We start from the raw sequence: 16,272 nt of genomic DNA, 5'->3' as shown, positions 1-16,272 counted from the left end.
ATTTTAGAAGATATCGTCTCTGCGAGTGCCCACACAGATTGTCTGATAATTTGTTAAAGAGCAGTGCAACAATTGCTGCCGTTTCCGGTCTTCTGCGTTGTTGCGAGGAGGTGCATTCTACATCTTCCTCATTCAGTGTCAAGCGTTATTTTATAAGGCTTTCCACTTTATTTTTCTGTTCTCTCGGCTAACTCACTTAGCGTGGTTTGCCGTGACAACGAGGGCGCATTATAGGGAGTTTTATGAAGCTGGCAACACTTTTTTTGAGTTTTTTTACTGACCGTTGAATTTTCCACCAAATTGCACTTAAAGCACCAATTTTTTGAGTGATTTAAAGCCAAAACTCGCTAAAACAGGTTTTAGTAATTCGCTATTCTCATCTTCTTTTAAGCAATAGGCGAAACTAATTTCATTTGAACCTTTTATTTTTGCTTGATTTACGACCAACCACGCAGTTCTTCGTGCAATTGCAGCACCAGAATCAATAATTCGCGTGCCATCAGGTAATACTGCAAGTAGTTCATCTGCTAATAAAGGGAAATGAGTACAACCTAATACAACAGTATCTGGTGGCTCTTTCATCTTTAGCCATGGTGCTAATATCTTGCGTAGCTCTTCTAAAGAGATATCTTCACCATGAAGTTTCTTTTCAGCCAACTCTACCAGCTCAGCAGACCCTAAAGAGTGAACTTTGCAGTCTGTGGCAAATCTTTCAATTAACTCGTGAGTATAAGGTCGTTTCACTGTTGCTCTGGTAGCAAGTAATCCAACAACACCATTACAGGTTAATTTCGCCGCAGGCTTAATTGCAGGAACAACACCAACGATTGGAATGTCAGTAAATCTCTCTCGTAAAGCAGGAAGACTAACCGTACTGGCTGTATTGCAAGCAATAACAATAGCCGCGAGGTCATGCTGTTGTGCGACAGCACTTATTATATTAACGACACGTTCAATAATGAACGCCTCAGATTTTTCACCATAAGGAAACGCTTCATTATCGAAAACATAGATATAATGAGCCTCCGGTAGTTTTTCACGGATCTCACGATAAACGGATAAACCGCCAACCCCTGAGTCAAAAACCAACACAGTCGGGTTAGCGGCAAGTAGTGCATCAGAAGTTGTAGCTTCCTGTGAGGAAGTATTCACGTCCTGGCGTGCGATAGCCATAAGCTGTCTCATAATCTTTATCAAACAGGTTGGCTATTCTACCACGAATTGATAATTGAGATGTAATAGGATATGACGCAGTTAAATCCCAAATACTAATACCGCCTAGCTTCACTCTTTTCGTTGGAAATTGATTAAAGTCCGTGTCATAACGTTTTCCTATATATTGATAGTTAATTCCAACATCAATATCTGCAACCGTCCAATCTACTTGATACTTAAGTTGTTGCTTTGCTCTGCGGCTTAATAAGTGATTATTGCTATCTCTTGCATCGAGATACTGTAATGTAAGCTGATGGTGTAATAATCCAGTATCAACTTCACCAACCCATTCAGCACCTTTAATTTTAGCTTTACTATAATTAATGTAAGTGTTGTTGCTAAACGCTATCAAATTATCAATATCGTTCTTATATATAGATAAACGCCAGTCAACTCCTTGAGTAATACCTTCAAGACCAGCTTCCCACTGTTTACTCTCTTCTGGTTTTAAATTGGGATTACCTTTTGTGTTCCATGCTGGGTTATCTGCATAAAGTTGACCAAGTGTTGGTGCTTTAAATGCCGTACCATAAGAAGCAATTAATCGATAATCATCAATAAACTCCCAGCCTGCACTTGTTTGCCATGTTGTATGCCAATTAAATTCATCGTGATGATCAGAGCGAACGGCACCCTCAACGGTTAATGAATTTAACTGTTTTTGAGTGGTGAGATATAAACCTGAATTATCAACAGTTCGTTGATTAGGTACCGATGCCGAATTAGCTTCGATAGTTTGTCTTTGCCAATCAACGCCCGCACTAATCATGCCAGTAGGGATTAACAGTGTATTCCCCCATTGCACATTATATTGCTTGGCGTTGTCTACTGATGAACCTTCACCATCACGACCATTAGTAGAAATATAGTTGTAGTCTTTAGTTTGACTGTAAGCTGTGATCAATTGGCTAAAATAGATATCCCTATTAAATTTAATTCCAGCCTCATAGTTACGATTATAAGCTTTACTTTGGTCTGTGTTACCAGCATAAGATGCAACATAAGTTGTACGATTATCATAGCCGTAACCTTTCACATATCCTTGGAAATTATTATTAAAAATATGATCAACGCCAAGCCAGTAAGACTTATTCATAAAACCATGTTTATTATGAAAAGGTGCGGCAACAGGTACAGTATCATCAACTGCATAGATACCTTTGGTATAACTATATCCACCAGCAGCAGATATTGTCGTGTTATCACCTATTTTTTGCTGTGTCGAACCATTGTAGTTTTGATAACCATTACTACCAATGCCCGCATTAAGTGTTGTTCCATCATTTTGGCGTTTAGTAATAAAGTTAATGACTCCACCAATAGCATCAGAACCATAAACCGCAGAACGAGGACCTCGGATATACTCAATTCGTTGCACTAAAGCCAAAGGAAGTTGGCTCATATCATAAGAACCAGAAATCCCAGCTTGGTTAGTACGCACACCATCAATTAATATCAACACATGTCTTGATTCACTACCACGCACAAAAACAGAGCTCATTTGCCCTATTCCACCACTTTGGACAACATCAATACCCGGCATTCTACGTAATACATCAAGTACACTATTACTTTGCCAGCGTTCAATTTGCTCACGGTCAACTACAGTTACGGGAGCTAAAATAGAAGAAATAGGTTCTTGAAAGCGATTCGCTGTAACACTGAGCTTATCTTTATCATCCGCTAATACACTTGAACTACTCGCCATCACCGCTAAAGCAACACTCGAAATAAAACACACTTTTTTATTATTCATGAAAATCTGCATCCAACAGAAAAATAAAGAGCAGGATGCCGCAAAAATTAAGTAAGACGCGTACTTAATTTAAGATGCGACAGGTCTTTGGCAGGTATTCGGACTTTAGGCTAAATAGATTTGTTCTCTATTTCAGGCAATGACTTCCCACAACATTTATTGTCTATATAAGAAATAAATGCATTATTGCAGTGTCTTTTATTACCCTTAATCCTATTACCGCTGCGCGTCAGTTCTGGCTTTGCACCAGATTCCCTTTTTACTCCTATTAGGAGACCAAGCTAACATGCTACGATTTCAAATCTATTGAGTCCAGAAATTGAACATGAAGAAAACTGGACATCTCCATAATGATCTCTACAATTTCGCTCGCTTAACTTTATTACTGCCAAAGACAAGGCCTGATTATCATGCAGAATTTATTACCGACGGAAACCTATCAGTCTCAACTGAATGAAAAAACACAACGATTAAAAACGATGATGGTGCCATTTAATGCACCAGAACCTGACGTTTTTTCATCACCAGAACAGCATTATCGTATGCGTGCTGAGTTCCGTATCTGGCATGAGCAGGATTGCCTTTATCATATAATGTTTGATCAAGAGACTAAGCAGCGTATTCGTGTTGATCAATTTCCTGTTGCAAGCCAACTGATTAATAAAATGATGGTCGCGCTGTTAGCAGAAATAGAAGATAAACCATTACTAAGACATAAGTTATTTCAGGTCGATTATCTTTCTACCTTAAGTAATAAAATTATTGTCTCAATGCTTTATCACAAAAAGCTTGATGAAGCTTGGCAGCATGCCGCGAACGAATTACGCCAAACATTAATTTCCCAAGGTTTTGATGTGCAGTTAATTGGTCGCGCGTCTAAAACCAAAATTATGCTTGATAACGATTTTATAGATGAAGTTTTGCACGTTGCAGGCAAAGAGATGATTTACCGCCAAGTAGAAAATAGCTTCACGCAACCTAATGCACAGGTCAATATTAAAATGTTGGAGTGGGCATTAAGTGTCACTGAAGGTGCAAAAGGTGATTTACTTGAACTCTATTGTGGTAATGGTAATTTCTCATTAGCGCTTGCGCGTAATTTTGATCGTGTTTTAGCGACAGAAATTGCAAAACCATCTGTTAATGCCGCTCAATACAATATTGCGATGAACCATATCGATAATGTAAAAATTATTCGTATGTCTGCTGAGGATTTTACTCAAGCAATGAACGGTGTTAGAGCATTTAAGCGTTTAGAAGGTGTTGATTTAACAGATTATCAGTGTGAAACCATTTTTGTGGATCCACCTCGTAGTGGATTAGATGAGAAAACTGTTGAGTTGGTTAAAAATTATCCTAGCATTTTATACATCTCTTGTAACCCAGAAACGCTTTGTCAGAATTTAGAAATACTGATTAAAACACATAAAATCAGCAAGTTAGCATTATTCGATCAATTCCCATATACCCATCATATGGAATGCGGTGTTTTATTAGAGAAACGATAACTGCTTATTTCTTCTGTTATAGCAAAAAATCCTCTTATAATACCGATTTAAACAAAAACACCAGCAAGATAACTTGCTGGTGTCAAAATTTCGCTGTGTTTATTTATAATAAAGAGCTAAGTACAGACTAGTACTGCTCTGCTTGTGAAGCTCTTTCAGCTTCTTCAGCTTGCACACGTAAGCGTTGACGTTGCTTGATTTGACGATAAATCCACAATGCCATCACAACAATTGCAACAGAAGAGAAGAAGTTTGATCCCATTTCAGGATTACCCATTCTTATATAAGCGTTGTAACCAAAAAATCCTAACAAAAAGAATGAGAATATTAATTTTGGCATTCCATCAGTCATTGGCTGATGTAGGTAACGTTGGTGTAAACAATAGACTGCTAATACTAAGCTTAATATCGGGAAAATTGACCATTCAACCAGTGAATTAAATAGTGTTGAATAAGTACCATGTAAAGCGACACCAATGACTGCGGCAAGTAATAGCGTGCTTTTTTCACAGCGATTTTGTTCCATCATTTGTCTCCTTTCAGATGCGTTTTTTTCTTTGTATCGAGGTTATTTTGTAAAGGCGTTTGTGTTTCTTGGTCGCGTCGATACCAATAATAAGCGCCTTTGGCAATCATACGCAGTTGTAATACTAATCTTTCTTCTAGTTTTTGCCGTTTTTCAATATCAATATCTAGCGCTTCTGCGCCTGCACTAAATACAATAGTGACCATTGCTTCAGACTGCATCTCTGTAAAGTAGCGTGGCATGCTACTTTCTTGCTCAAGATAGTCTGCCAGTTCTGCAATAAAATGTTGGATCTCTCGTGCGACAGCAGCACGAAATTCAGCAGAAGTTCCTGAGCGTTCGCGCAATAACAATCGAAACGCATTGGGATTATTACCAATAAACTCCATAAAGGTAGCAACCGAGGTTCTGATAACACTGCCACCTTTTGCAATGCGTTGCCGTGCTTGTCGCATTAATTGGCGTAGCATCAGTCCACTTTCATCGACCATTGTAAGCCCTAATTCATCAACGTCTTTGAAATGACGATAAAATGAAGTCGGTGCAATACCAGCTTCTCGAGCCACTTCTCGTAAACTTAGGCTAGTGAAACTACGTTCTGCACTAAGTTGACTAAATGCCGCTTCGATTAAAGAACGACGGGTCTTCTCTTTTTGTTTAGCTCTGATGCCAATATTATTACTCACAGAAATCCTGATAATCCTAATTGGTTTATTATCAATATATCAAACTTTGTAAAAAAATCAGTGCGTCCAATCATCCCAAAAGACACATTCTCATAAAAAGTTAAATAAAGTGTGACTAATGCCCTTAATGTCAATTGGGCTATTAATCATTCTAATGTTAATATGTCGTTGTCGGTTTGTATAAAACAGGTCTCTTCCTATGCAACATTCTCATTTCGATGCAATTGTAATCGGTTCAGGTCCTGGTGGTGAAGGCGCGGCCATGGGACTTGTGAAACAAGGAAAACGCGTTGCTGTTATTGAACGCTACAATAAAGTTGGTGGCGGTTGTACCCACTGGGGAACTATCCCATCAAAAGCGTTACGTCATGCTGTTAGCCGAATTATCGAATTTAATCAAAACCCACTTTATAGTGACCAATCCCATCTTATTAACTCCTCTTTTTCTCAAATACTCAGCCAAGCGGGTACAGTTATTCGCCAACAAACTAAAATGCGCCAAGGCTTTTATGAGCGTAATAGTTGCACAATGTATTCTGGCGAAGCGGCTTTTATTGACGAACATAGAGTAAGTGTCCGTTACCCTGATGGGACTTGTGATATTCTTTCAGCAGATAACTTTATTATTGCAACAGGCTCTCGTCCTTATTGTCCACCTGATGTCGATTTCTCTCATTCTCGTATTTATAACAGCGATACTATACTCGATCTTGAACATGAGCCTCGTCATGTGATCATTTATGGTGCTGGTGTGATTGGTTGTGAATACGCCTCTATATTTAGAGGACTTAGAGTAAAAGTTGATTTAATCAATACTCGCGACCACCTGCTATCTTTTCTGGATCAAGAGATGTCAGATGCACTTTCATACCACTTTTGGAATAACGGCATTGTTATTCGCCACAACGAAGAGTACGAAACCATTGAAGGTGTTGAAGATGGCGTTATTGTTCATCTTAAATCAGGCAAAAAAGTAAAAGCAGACTGCCTACTTTATGCAAATGGTCGAACAGGTAATACCGATACCCTCGGTTTAGAAAATGTGGGCATTAAAACGGATAGCCGAGGATTAGTTGCTATCAACACACATTATCAAACCAGCTGTGAACATATCTACGCAGTAGGTGATGTTATTGGTTACCCAAGTTTGGCATCTGCGGCATACGATCAAGGTCGCATTGCAGCACAAGCCATTACGACAGGAAAAACTGAAACACATCTAATTGAAGATATTCCAACAGGTATTTATACTATTCCTGAAATTAGTTCTGTTGGAAAAACAGAGCAACAGCTCACTGCAATGAAAATCCCTTACGAGGTGGGTCGTTCTCAGTTTAAACATCTTGCACGAGCTCAAATTGCAGGTATGAATGTAGGAAGTTTAAAAATTCTATTTCACCGTGAGACAAAACAGATATTAGGAATTCACTGTTTTGGCGAGCGTGCTGCTGAAATTATTCATATTGGGCAAGCTATTATGGAACAAAAAGGTGAAGGTAATACTATCGAATATTTCGTTAATACGACCTTCAACTATCCAACAATGGCAGAAGCTTATCGTGTTGCGGCATTAAATGGTTTAAATCGCCTATTTTAATGCGCCTTATTTAGACGCATAGTACGCGGTCATATGTTCTCGGATTGTCTCAGCTAATTGCTCATAGCGATTACGCAAAGGCGATCCGGGACGATAAACCAAAATAACAGAACGTGATGGGAATGGATCCGTGCAATCTAAATAACAGACACCATCTCGTTTTTGCTCGGAAGGCACCGCCAAATCTGGCAACAATGTAATTCCGCTGCCTGCTGCAACCATATTACGCAATGTTTCTAAACTGGTTGCTCTGAAATGGGTATCTTCTTTAGCACCCGCTTGAAAACAGAAACCTAAAGCTTGATCACGCAAGCAGTGCCCATCTTCTAACATCAATAAACGCTGACCAGCAAGATCCCCCATTGGGACCGAACTACGATCATGCCAAGGATGTCCTTCATAAATAGCTAATTTCATTGGCTCTTCAAATAAAGGAACCTCGATAAAAGGTGCACTCTCTTTTACCATTGCCAAAATAGCACAATCAAGTTTTCCGCTATCTAGCTGCGCTAATAAGCTTTGTGTTTGAGCTTCATGGAGATACATCTCCAATTTAGGATAACTTTGATGCAACTGAGGAATTATATGAGGCAATAAATAAGGTCCAACAGTAGGAATAAGCCCAATATGTAAAGGCCCAGCCATACTTTCGCCTTGTAATGAAGCCATTTCTTGTAGCACTTTCACTTCACGTAAAACGGTTTTGGCTTGATCCACCAGCAATAAGCCCTGTTGAGTAAAAAGAACCTTACGACTTGTTCTTTCAAGTAACATCACACCTAATTCGTCTTCAAGTTTACGAATTTGCCCACTCAACGTTGGTTGACTTACATGGCAAGAATCTGCCGCACGGCGAAAATGTTTATGCTCAGCCAGAGCCACCAGATATTCCAAATCTCGGATATTCATTGCAGATCCCACAGTTATTGCTGATAGTTAATATCTATAGATAATATAACAACTGATAAATTTTTCTATCAATTGAGCATTATTCTGCGCTTATTTTTACTATTTCTTATTAATTAATAAGAGCAAATCAATTAATCACGTTTATTAATATCGGCAATTTCCTATAAAAAAACAGGGTGTATTACACCCTGTTCTTCAATAAGGACAATATCTTGTTATGAAAAAAGCATAAGTTACTTGTTCATCCCTAAATGTTCTTTTGCTATCGCCAGCGCATAAGTGACTTGCTTTTGAGAGACGCCACCTTTTGCGAGTCGTTTATCTAAACAAGATTGTAACGATAGAATATCGTAAACATCGATAGTAATTTTTTCACTAAACATTTGAAGCTCAGATAATGCTAACTCTTCAAGCGCTTTACCCTGTTCAATGGCACTCACCACTGCTTCACCAACAATATGGTGGGCTTCACGAAATGGCACACCCTTAGCAACTAAATAATCTGCAAGCTCAGTTGCATTGGCATAACCTTGTTTTGCTGCCTCAGTACAACGAGGACGACGAATTTGAATACCATCTAACACTAATGCTGCCATATGTAAGCAATCAGACCAGCTATCAACAGCATCAAACAGACCTTCTTTGTCTTCTTGCATATCTTTATTATAAGCAAGAGGTAAACCTTTTAAGGTCATCATCATGCCAGTTAATGCACCTTGAACTCGTCCACACTTGCCACGAATTAATTCCAGTGCATCAGGATTTTTCTTTTGTGGCATTAATGAAGAGCCAGACGTCACTTTATCTGAAAGCTCAATAAAACCCGCTTCACCACTATTAAAGAAAATTAAATCTTCGGCAAAACGAGATAAATGCACCATGCCAATTGCGGCGGCAGATAAGATTTCTAATACGTGATCTCTATCTGATACGCTATCTAAGCTATTATTGGTTGCACTGGCAAAACCTAACCAATCAGCAAGTTGCTCACGATCAATATCATAGGCAGTACCTGCTAATGCACCACAACCAAGAGGACTAACATCTAAACGCTTAAGCGCATCCGCTAAACGGCTTTCATCTCTTACCAGCATTTCATTGTAAGCTAAACACCAATGAGCAAAAGTGACTGGCTGAGCACGTTGTAAATGGGTATAACCTGGCATTACCGCATCTTGATTCTGTTCAGCGGTAATAACTAACGCTTTTTGTAATTCAACGATTGCTTCACGAAGATGGGCAACTTCTTCTTTGCACCATAGCTTTAAATCTGTAGCGACCTGATCGTTACGGCTACGCCCAGTATGTAGTTTTTTACCTAAGTCGCCTACTTTAGCGATAAGTTTACTTTCAACCCAACTATGAATATCTTCAGCATCACTTTGTAAAATAGACTGTGGATTAGCGACAACTTCTTCAGATAACTCATTTAATGCTTGTTCAAGCTGAGCTTGTTCATCTTGTGATAATACGCCCACGGTAACCAACGCTTTAGACCACGCTACAGAACCGAAAATATCCTGTTGCGCTAATCGGAAATCAAACCGCAGTGAATCATTGAATTGTTTAAACCGTTGATCAGCTTCCTGACTAAAACGTCCGCCCCAGAGTGCCATAATCGATTCCTGTATTTATTCTGTATGATAAAAAAGAGTGCAGAGTGACACCCGAAAGCATCACTCTATTACTTAACCTTATTTCTTACTTAATGCCCGAATACGTGATGGCAGTGAATATAAACGGATAAAACCTTCAGCATGGCTATGGTCATAAACTTCATCTTCACCAAAAGTTGCGAACGCCTCAGAATACAGACTGTTATCTGATTTTTTCTGAATTGCATTTACATGACCTTTATAAAGCTCTAATACCACTTCGCCATTAACATCATGAGCCAATGATTCAGCTGCTGCCTGAAGTGATGCACGAATTGGTGTAAACCAACGTCCGTCATAAGCCACATAAGACATCTCTAAGCCTAATTGTTGACGCCATTTAAATGCATCTCTATCAAGTACGAGTTGCTCAACACCACGCAGCGCTGCCATCATGATAGTGCCCCCTGGGGTTTCATAGCAGCCACGGGATTTCATACCCACTAAACGGTTTTCAACTATATCAATACGTCCAATGCCATGTTTTACACCTAACGCATTCAAGGTATCTAAACATTCAAAAGGTGATTGCGTTTTACCATTAACCGCAACCACTTCTCCTGCTTTTACCGTCACAGTGACTAACTCTGGTGTATCCGGTGCTTTTTTAGGATCAACGGTCCATGCCCAACAATCTTCGTTTGATGCGTTCCATGGGCTTTCTAAAACACCACCTTCCGTTGAGATATGCCATGCGTTTTCATCACGGCTATAAATTTTCTCTAGTGTTGCAGTCGTTGGAATATTACGCACTTTTAAATAATCTAACAGCGCTTCACGAGAACGTAAATCCCACTCTCTCCAAGGTGCAACGACTTTTAATTGTGGTGCTAAGGCAGCATAAGTACTTTCAAAACGTACCTGATCGTTACCTTTACCTGTTGCTCCATGAGCAACCGCATCAGCACCTAGTTTTAATGCAAGTTCAACTTGCGCTTTAGCAATAACAGGACGAGCCATTGAAGTACCTAATAAATAGCTGCCTTCATATAACGCACCAGTTTTTAGCACTGGATAAACGTAATCTTTGATAAACTCTTCACGTAAATCAACGATATGGCATTCACTTGCACCAGAACTTAGTGCTTTTTGCTCTACGCCCACTAAATCATCACGACTTTGTCCTACATCAGCAACAAAAGCGATAACTTCACAGTTATCATAATGCTCTTTTAGCCAAGGAATAATCGCCGAAGTATCAAGCCCGCCGGAGTATGCCAATACGATTTTTTTAATACCTTTAGTCATAGTGATAACCTTCATTCCTGATTTGTTTTAATTCTGCCAACTATCAATATATTGATAAGTGATTAACGTAATAATGATTAAGCTAAAATGCGGGTGCCTACTGCAATACCATTAAACAGCGCTGTTAATTTTTCAGCATGACGCCAGCTTGCAATATCAACAGGTCTACCTAGTGTTTTTGCTGCCTCTAGTGCTGCATTAACTTTTACAATCATGCCGTCAGTGATAATGCCTTGGTCGATTAATGCCTGTGCTTTTTCAGCAGACATATCAGCAATTTTTTGTCCTTTGCCATCTAAAATACCGCTTACATCAGACAACAGGACTAAATCCGCACCTAATGTTTGCGCAATTGCTGTTGCCGCTTGGTCAGCATTCACATTCATCAACTCACCCTGTTCTGTCATACCAATAGAGCTGATAATTGGCAGATACCCTGCATTGAGTAGTAAGGTAAGCAGCGCAGGAGAACCCGGTTGTGCACACCCTACGTGTCCTAATTCTTCATTTATTTGAGTAACCGTTGCTGATTGTCCATCACCAAGAGAAAGTCCCACACCATTAAGACCAAACCGCGTAGCCCATGACAGTAGTGTCTTATTTGCACTTCCCGCTAAAGCCCCTGTGATAATGTCTATCTGATCAGCAGGTGTAACGCGTAATCCTTGCTTTTTAACTACGGGTAACTGCAACTTACTCATCAATTCATCCACTAAACAACCGCCACCGTGAACAATGACTAAAGGGCGAGAATGTGTTGAACGATATTGTTGCAAAGCACCGAAAAAACGCGTTAAAGCTTCTTCACTATCTAGTAACACACCACCCAGTTTGACAATTAATGGTTCCATGAAACGTTCCTACTCATTATTTAAATAAGTGATTCGGTTTGTGCGAAACCAAACCGAATATTCATACATTGAACAGCCTGAGCGGCTGCCCCTTTCAACAAGTTATCTTCAACTCCGACGACAATCAGATGTTCACCTTGTTGAGCAAAGCCAATATCACAAAATGCGGTACCCACAACGGCTTTTAATGCAGGCAAACCTGATTCATAAACACGCACCAACGGTTTATCTAAATAAGCTTCCTCAAAGGCTTGTCTCACATCATCTTCTGTTACACCTGTTTTTAATTTACAAGTGATGGTTGCCAAAATGCCTCTAGCAAAATTACCAAGATGCGGTATGAAAATGACATCAATACCAAGATGAGTAGCAATTTCAGGCTGATGGCGATGCGTAAACACACCATAAGGCTGCAAACTCACCTCACAAAAACTGCTGGTTAAGGATGCTTTTCTGCCAGCACCACTGACACCGCTGGTGGCATTAATGACTGGCCACTGTGTGGTATCTAATAATCCTGCTTCTACTAAAGGTTTTAGTGACAATTGAGAGACTGTTGGATAACACCCCGGCACAGCAATTAATTGCGCTTGGCTGATAATGTCTGCATTCCATTCAGCAAGCCCATAAACTGCCTGAGATAACCAATCAGTATTCTTATGCTCAAATCCATAGTATTGTTGATAAAAATGCTTATTTTGTACTCTGTAAGCACCTGACAAATCGAACACCACACAACCTTGCTCTAAAAAAATGGGGGCGATGTCATGGCTAACTTCATGTGCTGTTGCTAAAAAAACGATATCAATACCTTCGGCTGCCTTTGCAACATCCACCATTGGCTCTAAAGGTAGATCAACTAAACCTCGATACTGAGGATGAAGTTGAGAAAAACATTTACCAGCATCTGCACTCTGTGCAGAAACCATAAGTCTGCTCAGATTCACATGAGGATGACGCTGAAGATATGCCGCTAACTCAGCGCCAGTGTAACCACTTGCTCCTACAATCAGGGTATTTAACATGTCATTCTTACCTTGTACTATGAACACAAACCGATTAATGTATTTTTATTCAAAAAAAGTGCATGAATATTGATACTATTATGAAGAAAGGCTGTCAACAGTGAATATTAAATTACCTACATTTATTGAGCTTTATCGTCAATTAATTGCAACACCGTCGATCAGTGCAACCGATGCGAAAACAGACCAAAGCAATGAATCGCTGATCAACTTACTTGCTAATTGGTTGGAAACATTAGGTTTTTCAATTGAAATTCAACCAGTACCTGAAACAAGAGGTAAATTTAACCTTTTAGCAACATTAGGAAAGGGAAATGGAGGATTGTTACTTTGTGGTCATACCGACACCGTACCTTTTGATGAAGGTCGTTGGACACAAGATCCCTTCACTCTGACTGAAAAAGCAGGCAAATTATATGGTTTAGGAACAGCGGATATGAAAGGCTTTTTTGCCTTTATTATTGATGCGTTACGAGATATTGATACTGAAAAACTCACTCATCCACTCTATATTTTAGCCACCGCAGATGAAGAAACCTCAATGGCTGGCGCTCGTTATTTCGCTGCACACACGACGATCCGCCCTGATTTTGCCATTATTGGCGAACCCACATCGTTAAAACCAATACGGGCTCATAAAGGGCATTTATCGAATGCGATACGTATTACAGGGCAATCTGGGCACTCTAGCGATCCTGAAAAAGGCGTAAACGCGATAGAGCTAATGCATGAATCGATCACACACCTTAGTACACTGCGCGATACCTTAAAAACGCGCTATAACAATCCTGCATTTGTTATTCCTTATCCCACAATGAACTTTGGTTATATTAATGGCGGTGATGCAGCAAACCGAATTTGTGCTTGCTGTGAATTACATATGGATATTCGCCCTTTACCGGGATTAACGCTGCAAGACTTAGATGATTTACTGCATGAAACCTTAGCGCCCGTTAAAGCACGTTGGCCTGGTCGCCTCTCGGTTGACGCTTTACATGATCCGATCCCCGGTTATGAATGCCCAACGGATCATAAAATGGTGGCGGTGATCGAAAAACTATTAGGCGAAAAAGCACAGACTGTAAACTACTGCACTGAAGCACCCTTTATTCAGGATCTGTGCCCTACTTTAGTTTTAGGTCCTGGCTCTATTGAACAAGCACATCAACCTGATGAATTTATTGATATGGCGTTTATTGAGCCAACTCGTGAATTAATGGGGCAACTAATTGAGAATTTCTGCTTAAATTCAAAATGATGATGTGAAATAAATTACGATTAAGCAATGAGTAGCCAGCAACTGCGGCACAAATAGCGTAGTTGCTGGCTTTATTCGTTATTATACCGTTCTATGGCGATTAATTATCGTAACCAATTAGTTTTTGCAAGTTGAACAATCTCGTCGCCTCGACCATTAATAATGGCTTTCATCATATAGAGACTAAAACCTTTAGCTTGCTCAAATTTGATTTCTGGCGGCATTGAAAGCTCTTGTTTTGCTGTTACTACATCGACGATTACAGGACCATCATGTGCAAATGCCTCTTTCAGTGCACTATCGAGATCTTCACCTTGTTCAACACGAATACCTTTAATTCCTGATGCATTAGCAATAGCGGCAAAATCAGGATTATGTAGATCAGTGCCATCGGTTAAATAGCCACCGGCTTTCATTTCCATTGCCACAAAGCCCAATACACTGTTATTAAAAATAATCACTTTCACCGGTAAATTCATTTGCGCGAGTGAGATAAAATCACCCATTAACATGGTAAATCCACCATCACCACACATTGCGACCACTTGGCGTTTTCTATCTAATGCCTGAGCCCCTATCGCTTGAGCCATGGCATTTGCCATAGAGCCATGATTAAACGAACCGAGTAAACGACGTTTTCCGTTCATGGCGACATAGCGTGCCGCCCACACGGTTGGCGTACCCACATCACAAGTAAAAATGGCATTATCATCAGCAAGTTCACTTAATCGACGAGCAAGGTATTGTGGATGAATAAGCTCACGCTCACTTGGCTGCGCAAGTGTATCTAAATCTTGGCGCGCTTTAGCATAATGTTTTAACGAAGCATCAAGATGTGTCGTGTCACTTCTCTCTTTTAAACGGGGCTGCAATGCGTTAAGTGTGGCTTTAATATCGCCCACCATCGCCATATCCACATGACAATGTGAACCAATACTACTTGGATTAATATCAACCTGAATAATTTTAGCTTTTGAAGGGTAGAATGGTCGATAAGGAAACTGAGTTCCTAATAACACTAAAGTATCGGCATTTTCCATCGCGTGATAGCCTGATGAAAAGCCAATCAGCCCTGTCATACCTACGCTATAAGGGTTTTTCCATTCAATATATTCTTTACCACGTAATGCATGTACTACGGGTGCTTTTAATGTTTGAGCAAGCTTCACCACTTCATCATGAGCTTGTTCACAACCGGCACCACACAATAGAGTAATATTTTTGGCACTATTTAACGCATCTGATAATTTTTCAATTTCAAAGCGATTTGGCATGATAAGGGGCTGTTGTAACGGATACCAATCCTCTCTCGCATCTTCTGGGGCAGGTTTTAACGCTACATCACCCGGTAATACTACAACCGCAACACCCTTTTTTAAAATCGCGGTACGCATTGCGATAGCCAAGACTTGGGGGATTTGTTCAGGATTAGAAACGAGTTCACAATAGTGGCTACACTCGCGAAATAGCTCTTGGGGGTGTGTTTCTTGAAAATAATTACTACCAATTTCAGCAGAAGGAATATGTGCAGCAATAGCCAACACTGGAACATGGTTACGGTGACAATCAAAAAGCCCATTAATAAGATGTAAATTGCCAGGTCCACAAGAGCCTGCACACACTGCAAGTTGACCATCTATTGCAGCTTGCGCACCAGCAGCAAAAGCAGCAACCTCTTCATGGCGCGTCCCCATCCATTCAATAGTTCCCATTTTTCGCAAGCTATCACTTAGTCCATTTAGTGAATCACCGGTTACACCCCAAATACGTTTTACACCCGCATTATGGAGCACTTTAGCAATATAGGTTGCAACTGTTTGCTTACTCATAGAGGTCGTTTTCCTTTATTTTGGCGCTAAGTTTACTCCTCTGCTTACTGCCTACTCTCTTATTCGCTCAAGATAAATACACCACTTTCTTGGGACAGCTTACAGAGAAAATTTCGTCACTAACTCAAATATAAAGAATAACACCTATCGCAATAATGTCACTGTAGAGTGAATATTAGGACAGTAAATGTTTATAAAGGAAATCTAAT

At 39.9% G+C, this 16,272-nt stretch carries 13 protein-coding genes and 1 riboswitch; of the genes, 3 read left to right on the top strand and 10 right to left on the bottom strand.

The features are described 5' to 3' along the window. Positions 1–306: 306 nt before the first annotated feature. Together murI and btuB are read right to left on the bottom strand one after the other, a co-directional pair. Entirely contained in the window at positions 307–1,173 is an 867-nt protein-coding gene (gene murI, locus ABN099_RS15355; RefSeq protein WP_349464905.1) for a glutamate racemase, read from the bottom strand. Then, positions 1,118–2,971: a TonB-dependent vitamin B12 receptor BtuB gene (gene btuB, locus ABN099_RS15350; protein ID WP_349464903.1), complete on the bottom strand. Its 1,854-nt coding sequence runs from the start codon at positions 2,969–2,971 to the stop codon at positions 1,118–1,120. Before btuB ends, murI begins: the two co-directional genes overlap by 56 nt. Positions 2,972–3,043: 72 nt before the next feature. Then, positions 3,044–3,267, bottom strand: a riboswitch (cobalamin riboswitch). 114 nt (positions 3,268–3,381) lie between these two features. On the opposite strand from btuB, the gene trmA reads away from it, so the two are divergent. Beyond that, a complete protein-coding gene (gene trmA / locus ABN099_RS15345; RefSeq protein WP_349464901.1) occupies positions 3,382–4,479 on the top strand; it encodes a tRNA (uridine(54)-C5)-methyltransferase TrmA in 1,098 nt (365 codons plus the stop codon). 127 nt (positions 4,480–4,606) lie between these two features. On the opposite strand, the gene ABN099_RS15340 is transcribed toward trmA, so the two are convergent. Next, positions 4,607–5,005, bottom strand: a complete 399-nt coding sequence (locus tag ABN099_RS15340) for a YijD family membrane protein (RefSeq protein ID WP_349464915.1) — start codon at positions 5,003–5,005, stop codon at positions 4,607–4,609. Further along, the gene (fabR, locus tag ABN099_RS15335) at positions 5,005–5,691 is read right to left on the bottom strand and encodes an HTH-type transcriptional repressor FabR (protein WP_349464899.1); all 687 of its coding nucleotides are present in this window, start codon (positions 5,689–5,691) and stop codon (positions 5,005–5,007) included. The genes ABN099_RS15340 and fabR overlap by 1 nt, the downstream gene beginning before the upstream one ends. 199 nt (positions 5,692–5,890) lie before the next feature. Between fabR and sthA the strand changes: the two genes are divergently transcribed. Continuing rightward, positions 5,891–7,288 (top strand): Si-specific NAD(P)(+) transhydrogenase, encoded by a 1,398-nt coding sequence (gene sthA, locus ABN099_RS15330; RefSeq protein WP_349464897.1) that lies wholly within the window; start codon positions 5,891–5,893, stop codon positions 7,286–7,288. 6 nt (positions 7,289–7,294) lie between these two features. On the opposite strand, the gene oxyR is transcribed toward sthA, so the two are convergent. The 5 genes from oxyR to argC all read right to left on the bottom strand — a co-directional run bounded on the left by oxyR (position 7,295) and on the right by argC (position 12,976). Further along, positions 7,295–8,197: a DNA-binding transcriptional regulator OxyR gene (oxyR, locus tag ABN099_RS15325; RefSeq protein WP_349464895.1), complete on the bottom strand. Its 903-nt coding sequence runs from the start codon at positions 8,195–8,197 to the stop codon at positions 7,295–7,297. 233 nt (positions 8,198–8,430) lie between these two features. Next, positions 8,431–9,813: an argininosuccinate lyase gene (argH, locus tag ABN099_RS15320; protein ID WP_349464893.1), complete on the bottom strand. Its 1,383-nt coding sequence runs from the start codon at positions 9,811–9,813 to the stop codon at positions 8,431–8,433. A 78-nt stretch (positions 9,814–9,891) separates the two neighbouring features. Further along, the gene (locus tag ABN099_RS15315) at positions 9,892–11,100 is read right to left on the bottom strand and encodes an argininosuccinate synthase (protein ID WP_349464891.1); all 1,209 of its coding nucleotides are present in this window, start codon (positions 11,098–11,100) and stop codon (positions 9,892–9,894) included. A gap of 77 nt (positions 11,101–11,177) precedes the next feature. Beyond that, positions 11,178–11,951, bottom strand: coding sequence for an acetylglutamate kinase (gene argB, locus ABN099_RS15310; protein WP_349464889.1), 774 nt, complete (start codon positions 11,949–11,951; stop codon positions 11,178–11,180). Positions 11,952–11,971: 20 nt separating this feature from the next. Then, the gene (argC, locus tag ABN099_RS15305) at positions 11,972–12,976 is read right to left on the bottom strand and encodes an N-acetyl-gamma-glutamyl-phosphate reductase (RefSeq protein ID WP_349464887.1); all 1,005 of its coding nucleotides are present in this window, start codon (positions 12,974–12,976) and stop codon (positions 11,972–11,974) included. A 100-nt stretch (positions 12,977–13,076) separates the two neighbouring features. On the opposite strand from argC, the gene argE reads away from it, so the two are divergent. Then, positions 13,077–14,234, top strand: coding sequence for an acetylornithine deacetylase (argE, locus tag ABN099_RS15300; RefSeq protein ID WP_349464885.1), 1,158 nt, complete (start codon positions 13,077–13,079; stop codon positions 14,232–14,234). Positions 14,235–14,338: 104 nt separating this feature from the next. Here argE and poxB read toward each other — a convergent pair whose 3' ends face one another. After that, positions 14,339–16,063: a ubiquinone-dependent pyruvate dehydrogenase gene (gene poxB, locus ABN099_RS15295; protein ID WP_349464883.1), complete on the bottom strand. Its 1,725-nt coding sequence runs from the start codon at positions 16,061–16,063 to the stop codon at positions 14,339–14,341. Between the last annotated feature and the right edge of the window lie 209 nt (positions 16,064–16,272).

This window comes from Proteus hauseri, assembly GCF_040139125.1.
GTDB classification, from domain to species: Bacteria; Pseudomonadota; Gammaproteobacteria; order Enterobacterales; family Enterobacteriaceae; genus Proteus; species Proteus hauseri_B.
The sequence above is the reverse complement of the archived record's forward strand: the minus strand, read 5'-3'. Positions and strand labels throughout refer to the sequence as shown.

What these genes read in the sequence shown, in the direction of transcription:
- murI (WP_349464905.1), bottom strand. Translation starts at nt 1,173, where the DNA reads ATGGCTATCGCACGCCAGGACGTGAATACTTCCTCACAGGAAGCTACA.
- btuB (WP_349464903.1), bottom strand. Translation starts at nt 2,971, where the DNA reads ATGAATAATAAAAAAGTGTGTTTTATTTCGAGTGTTGCTTTAGCGGTG.
- trmA (WP_349464901.1), top strand. Translation starts at nt 3,382, where the DNA reads ATGCAGAATTTATTACCGACGGAAACCTATCAGTCTCAACTGAATGAA.
- ABN099_RS15340 (WP_349464915.1), bottom strand. Translation starts at nt 5,005, where the DNA reads ATGGAACAAAATCGCTGTGAAAAAAGCACGCTATTACTTGCCGCAGTC.
- sthA (WP_349464897.1), top strand. Translation starts at nt 5,891, where the DNA reads ATGCAACATTCTCATTTCGATGCAATTGTAATCGGTTCAGGTCCTGGT.
- oxyR (WP_349464895.1), bottom strand. Translation starts at nt 8,197, where the DNA reads ATGAATATCCGAGATTTGGAATATCTGGTGGCTCTGGCTGAGCATAAA.
- argH (WP_349464893.1), bottom strand. Translation starts at nt 9,813, where the DNA reads ATGGCACTCTGGGGCGGACGTTTTAGTCAGGAAGCTGATCAACGGTTT.
- ABN099_RS15315 (WP_349464891.1), bottom strand. Translation starts at nt 11,100, where the DNA reads ATGACTAAAGGTATTAAAAAAATCGTATTGGCATACTCCGGCGGGCTT.
- argB (WP_349464889.1), bottom strand. Translation starts at nt 11,951, where the DNA reads ATGGAACCATTAATTGTCAAACTGGGTGGTGTGTTACTAGATAGTGAA.
- argC (WP_349464887.1), bottom strand. Translation starts at nt 12,976, where the DNA reads ATGTTAAATACCCTGATTGTAGGAGCAAGTGGTTACACTGGCGCTGAG.
- poxB (WP_349464883.1), bottom strand. Translation starts at nt 16,063, where the DNA reads ATGAGTAAGCAAACAGTTGCAACCTATATTGCTAAAGTGCTCCATAAT.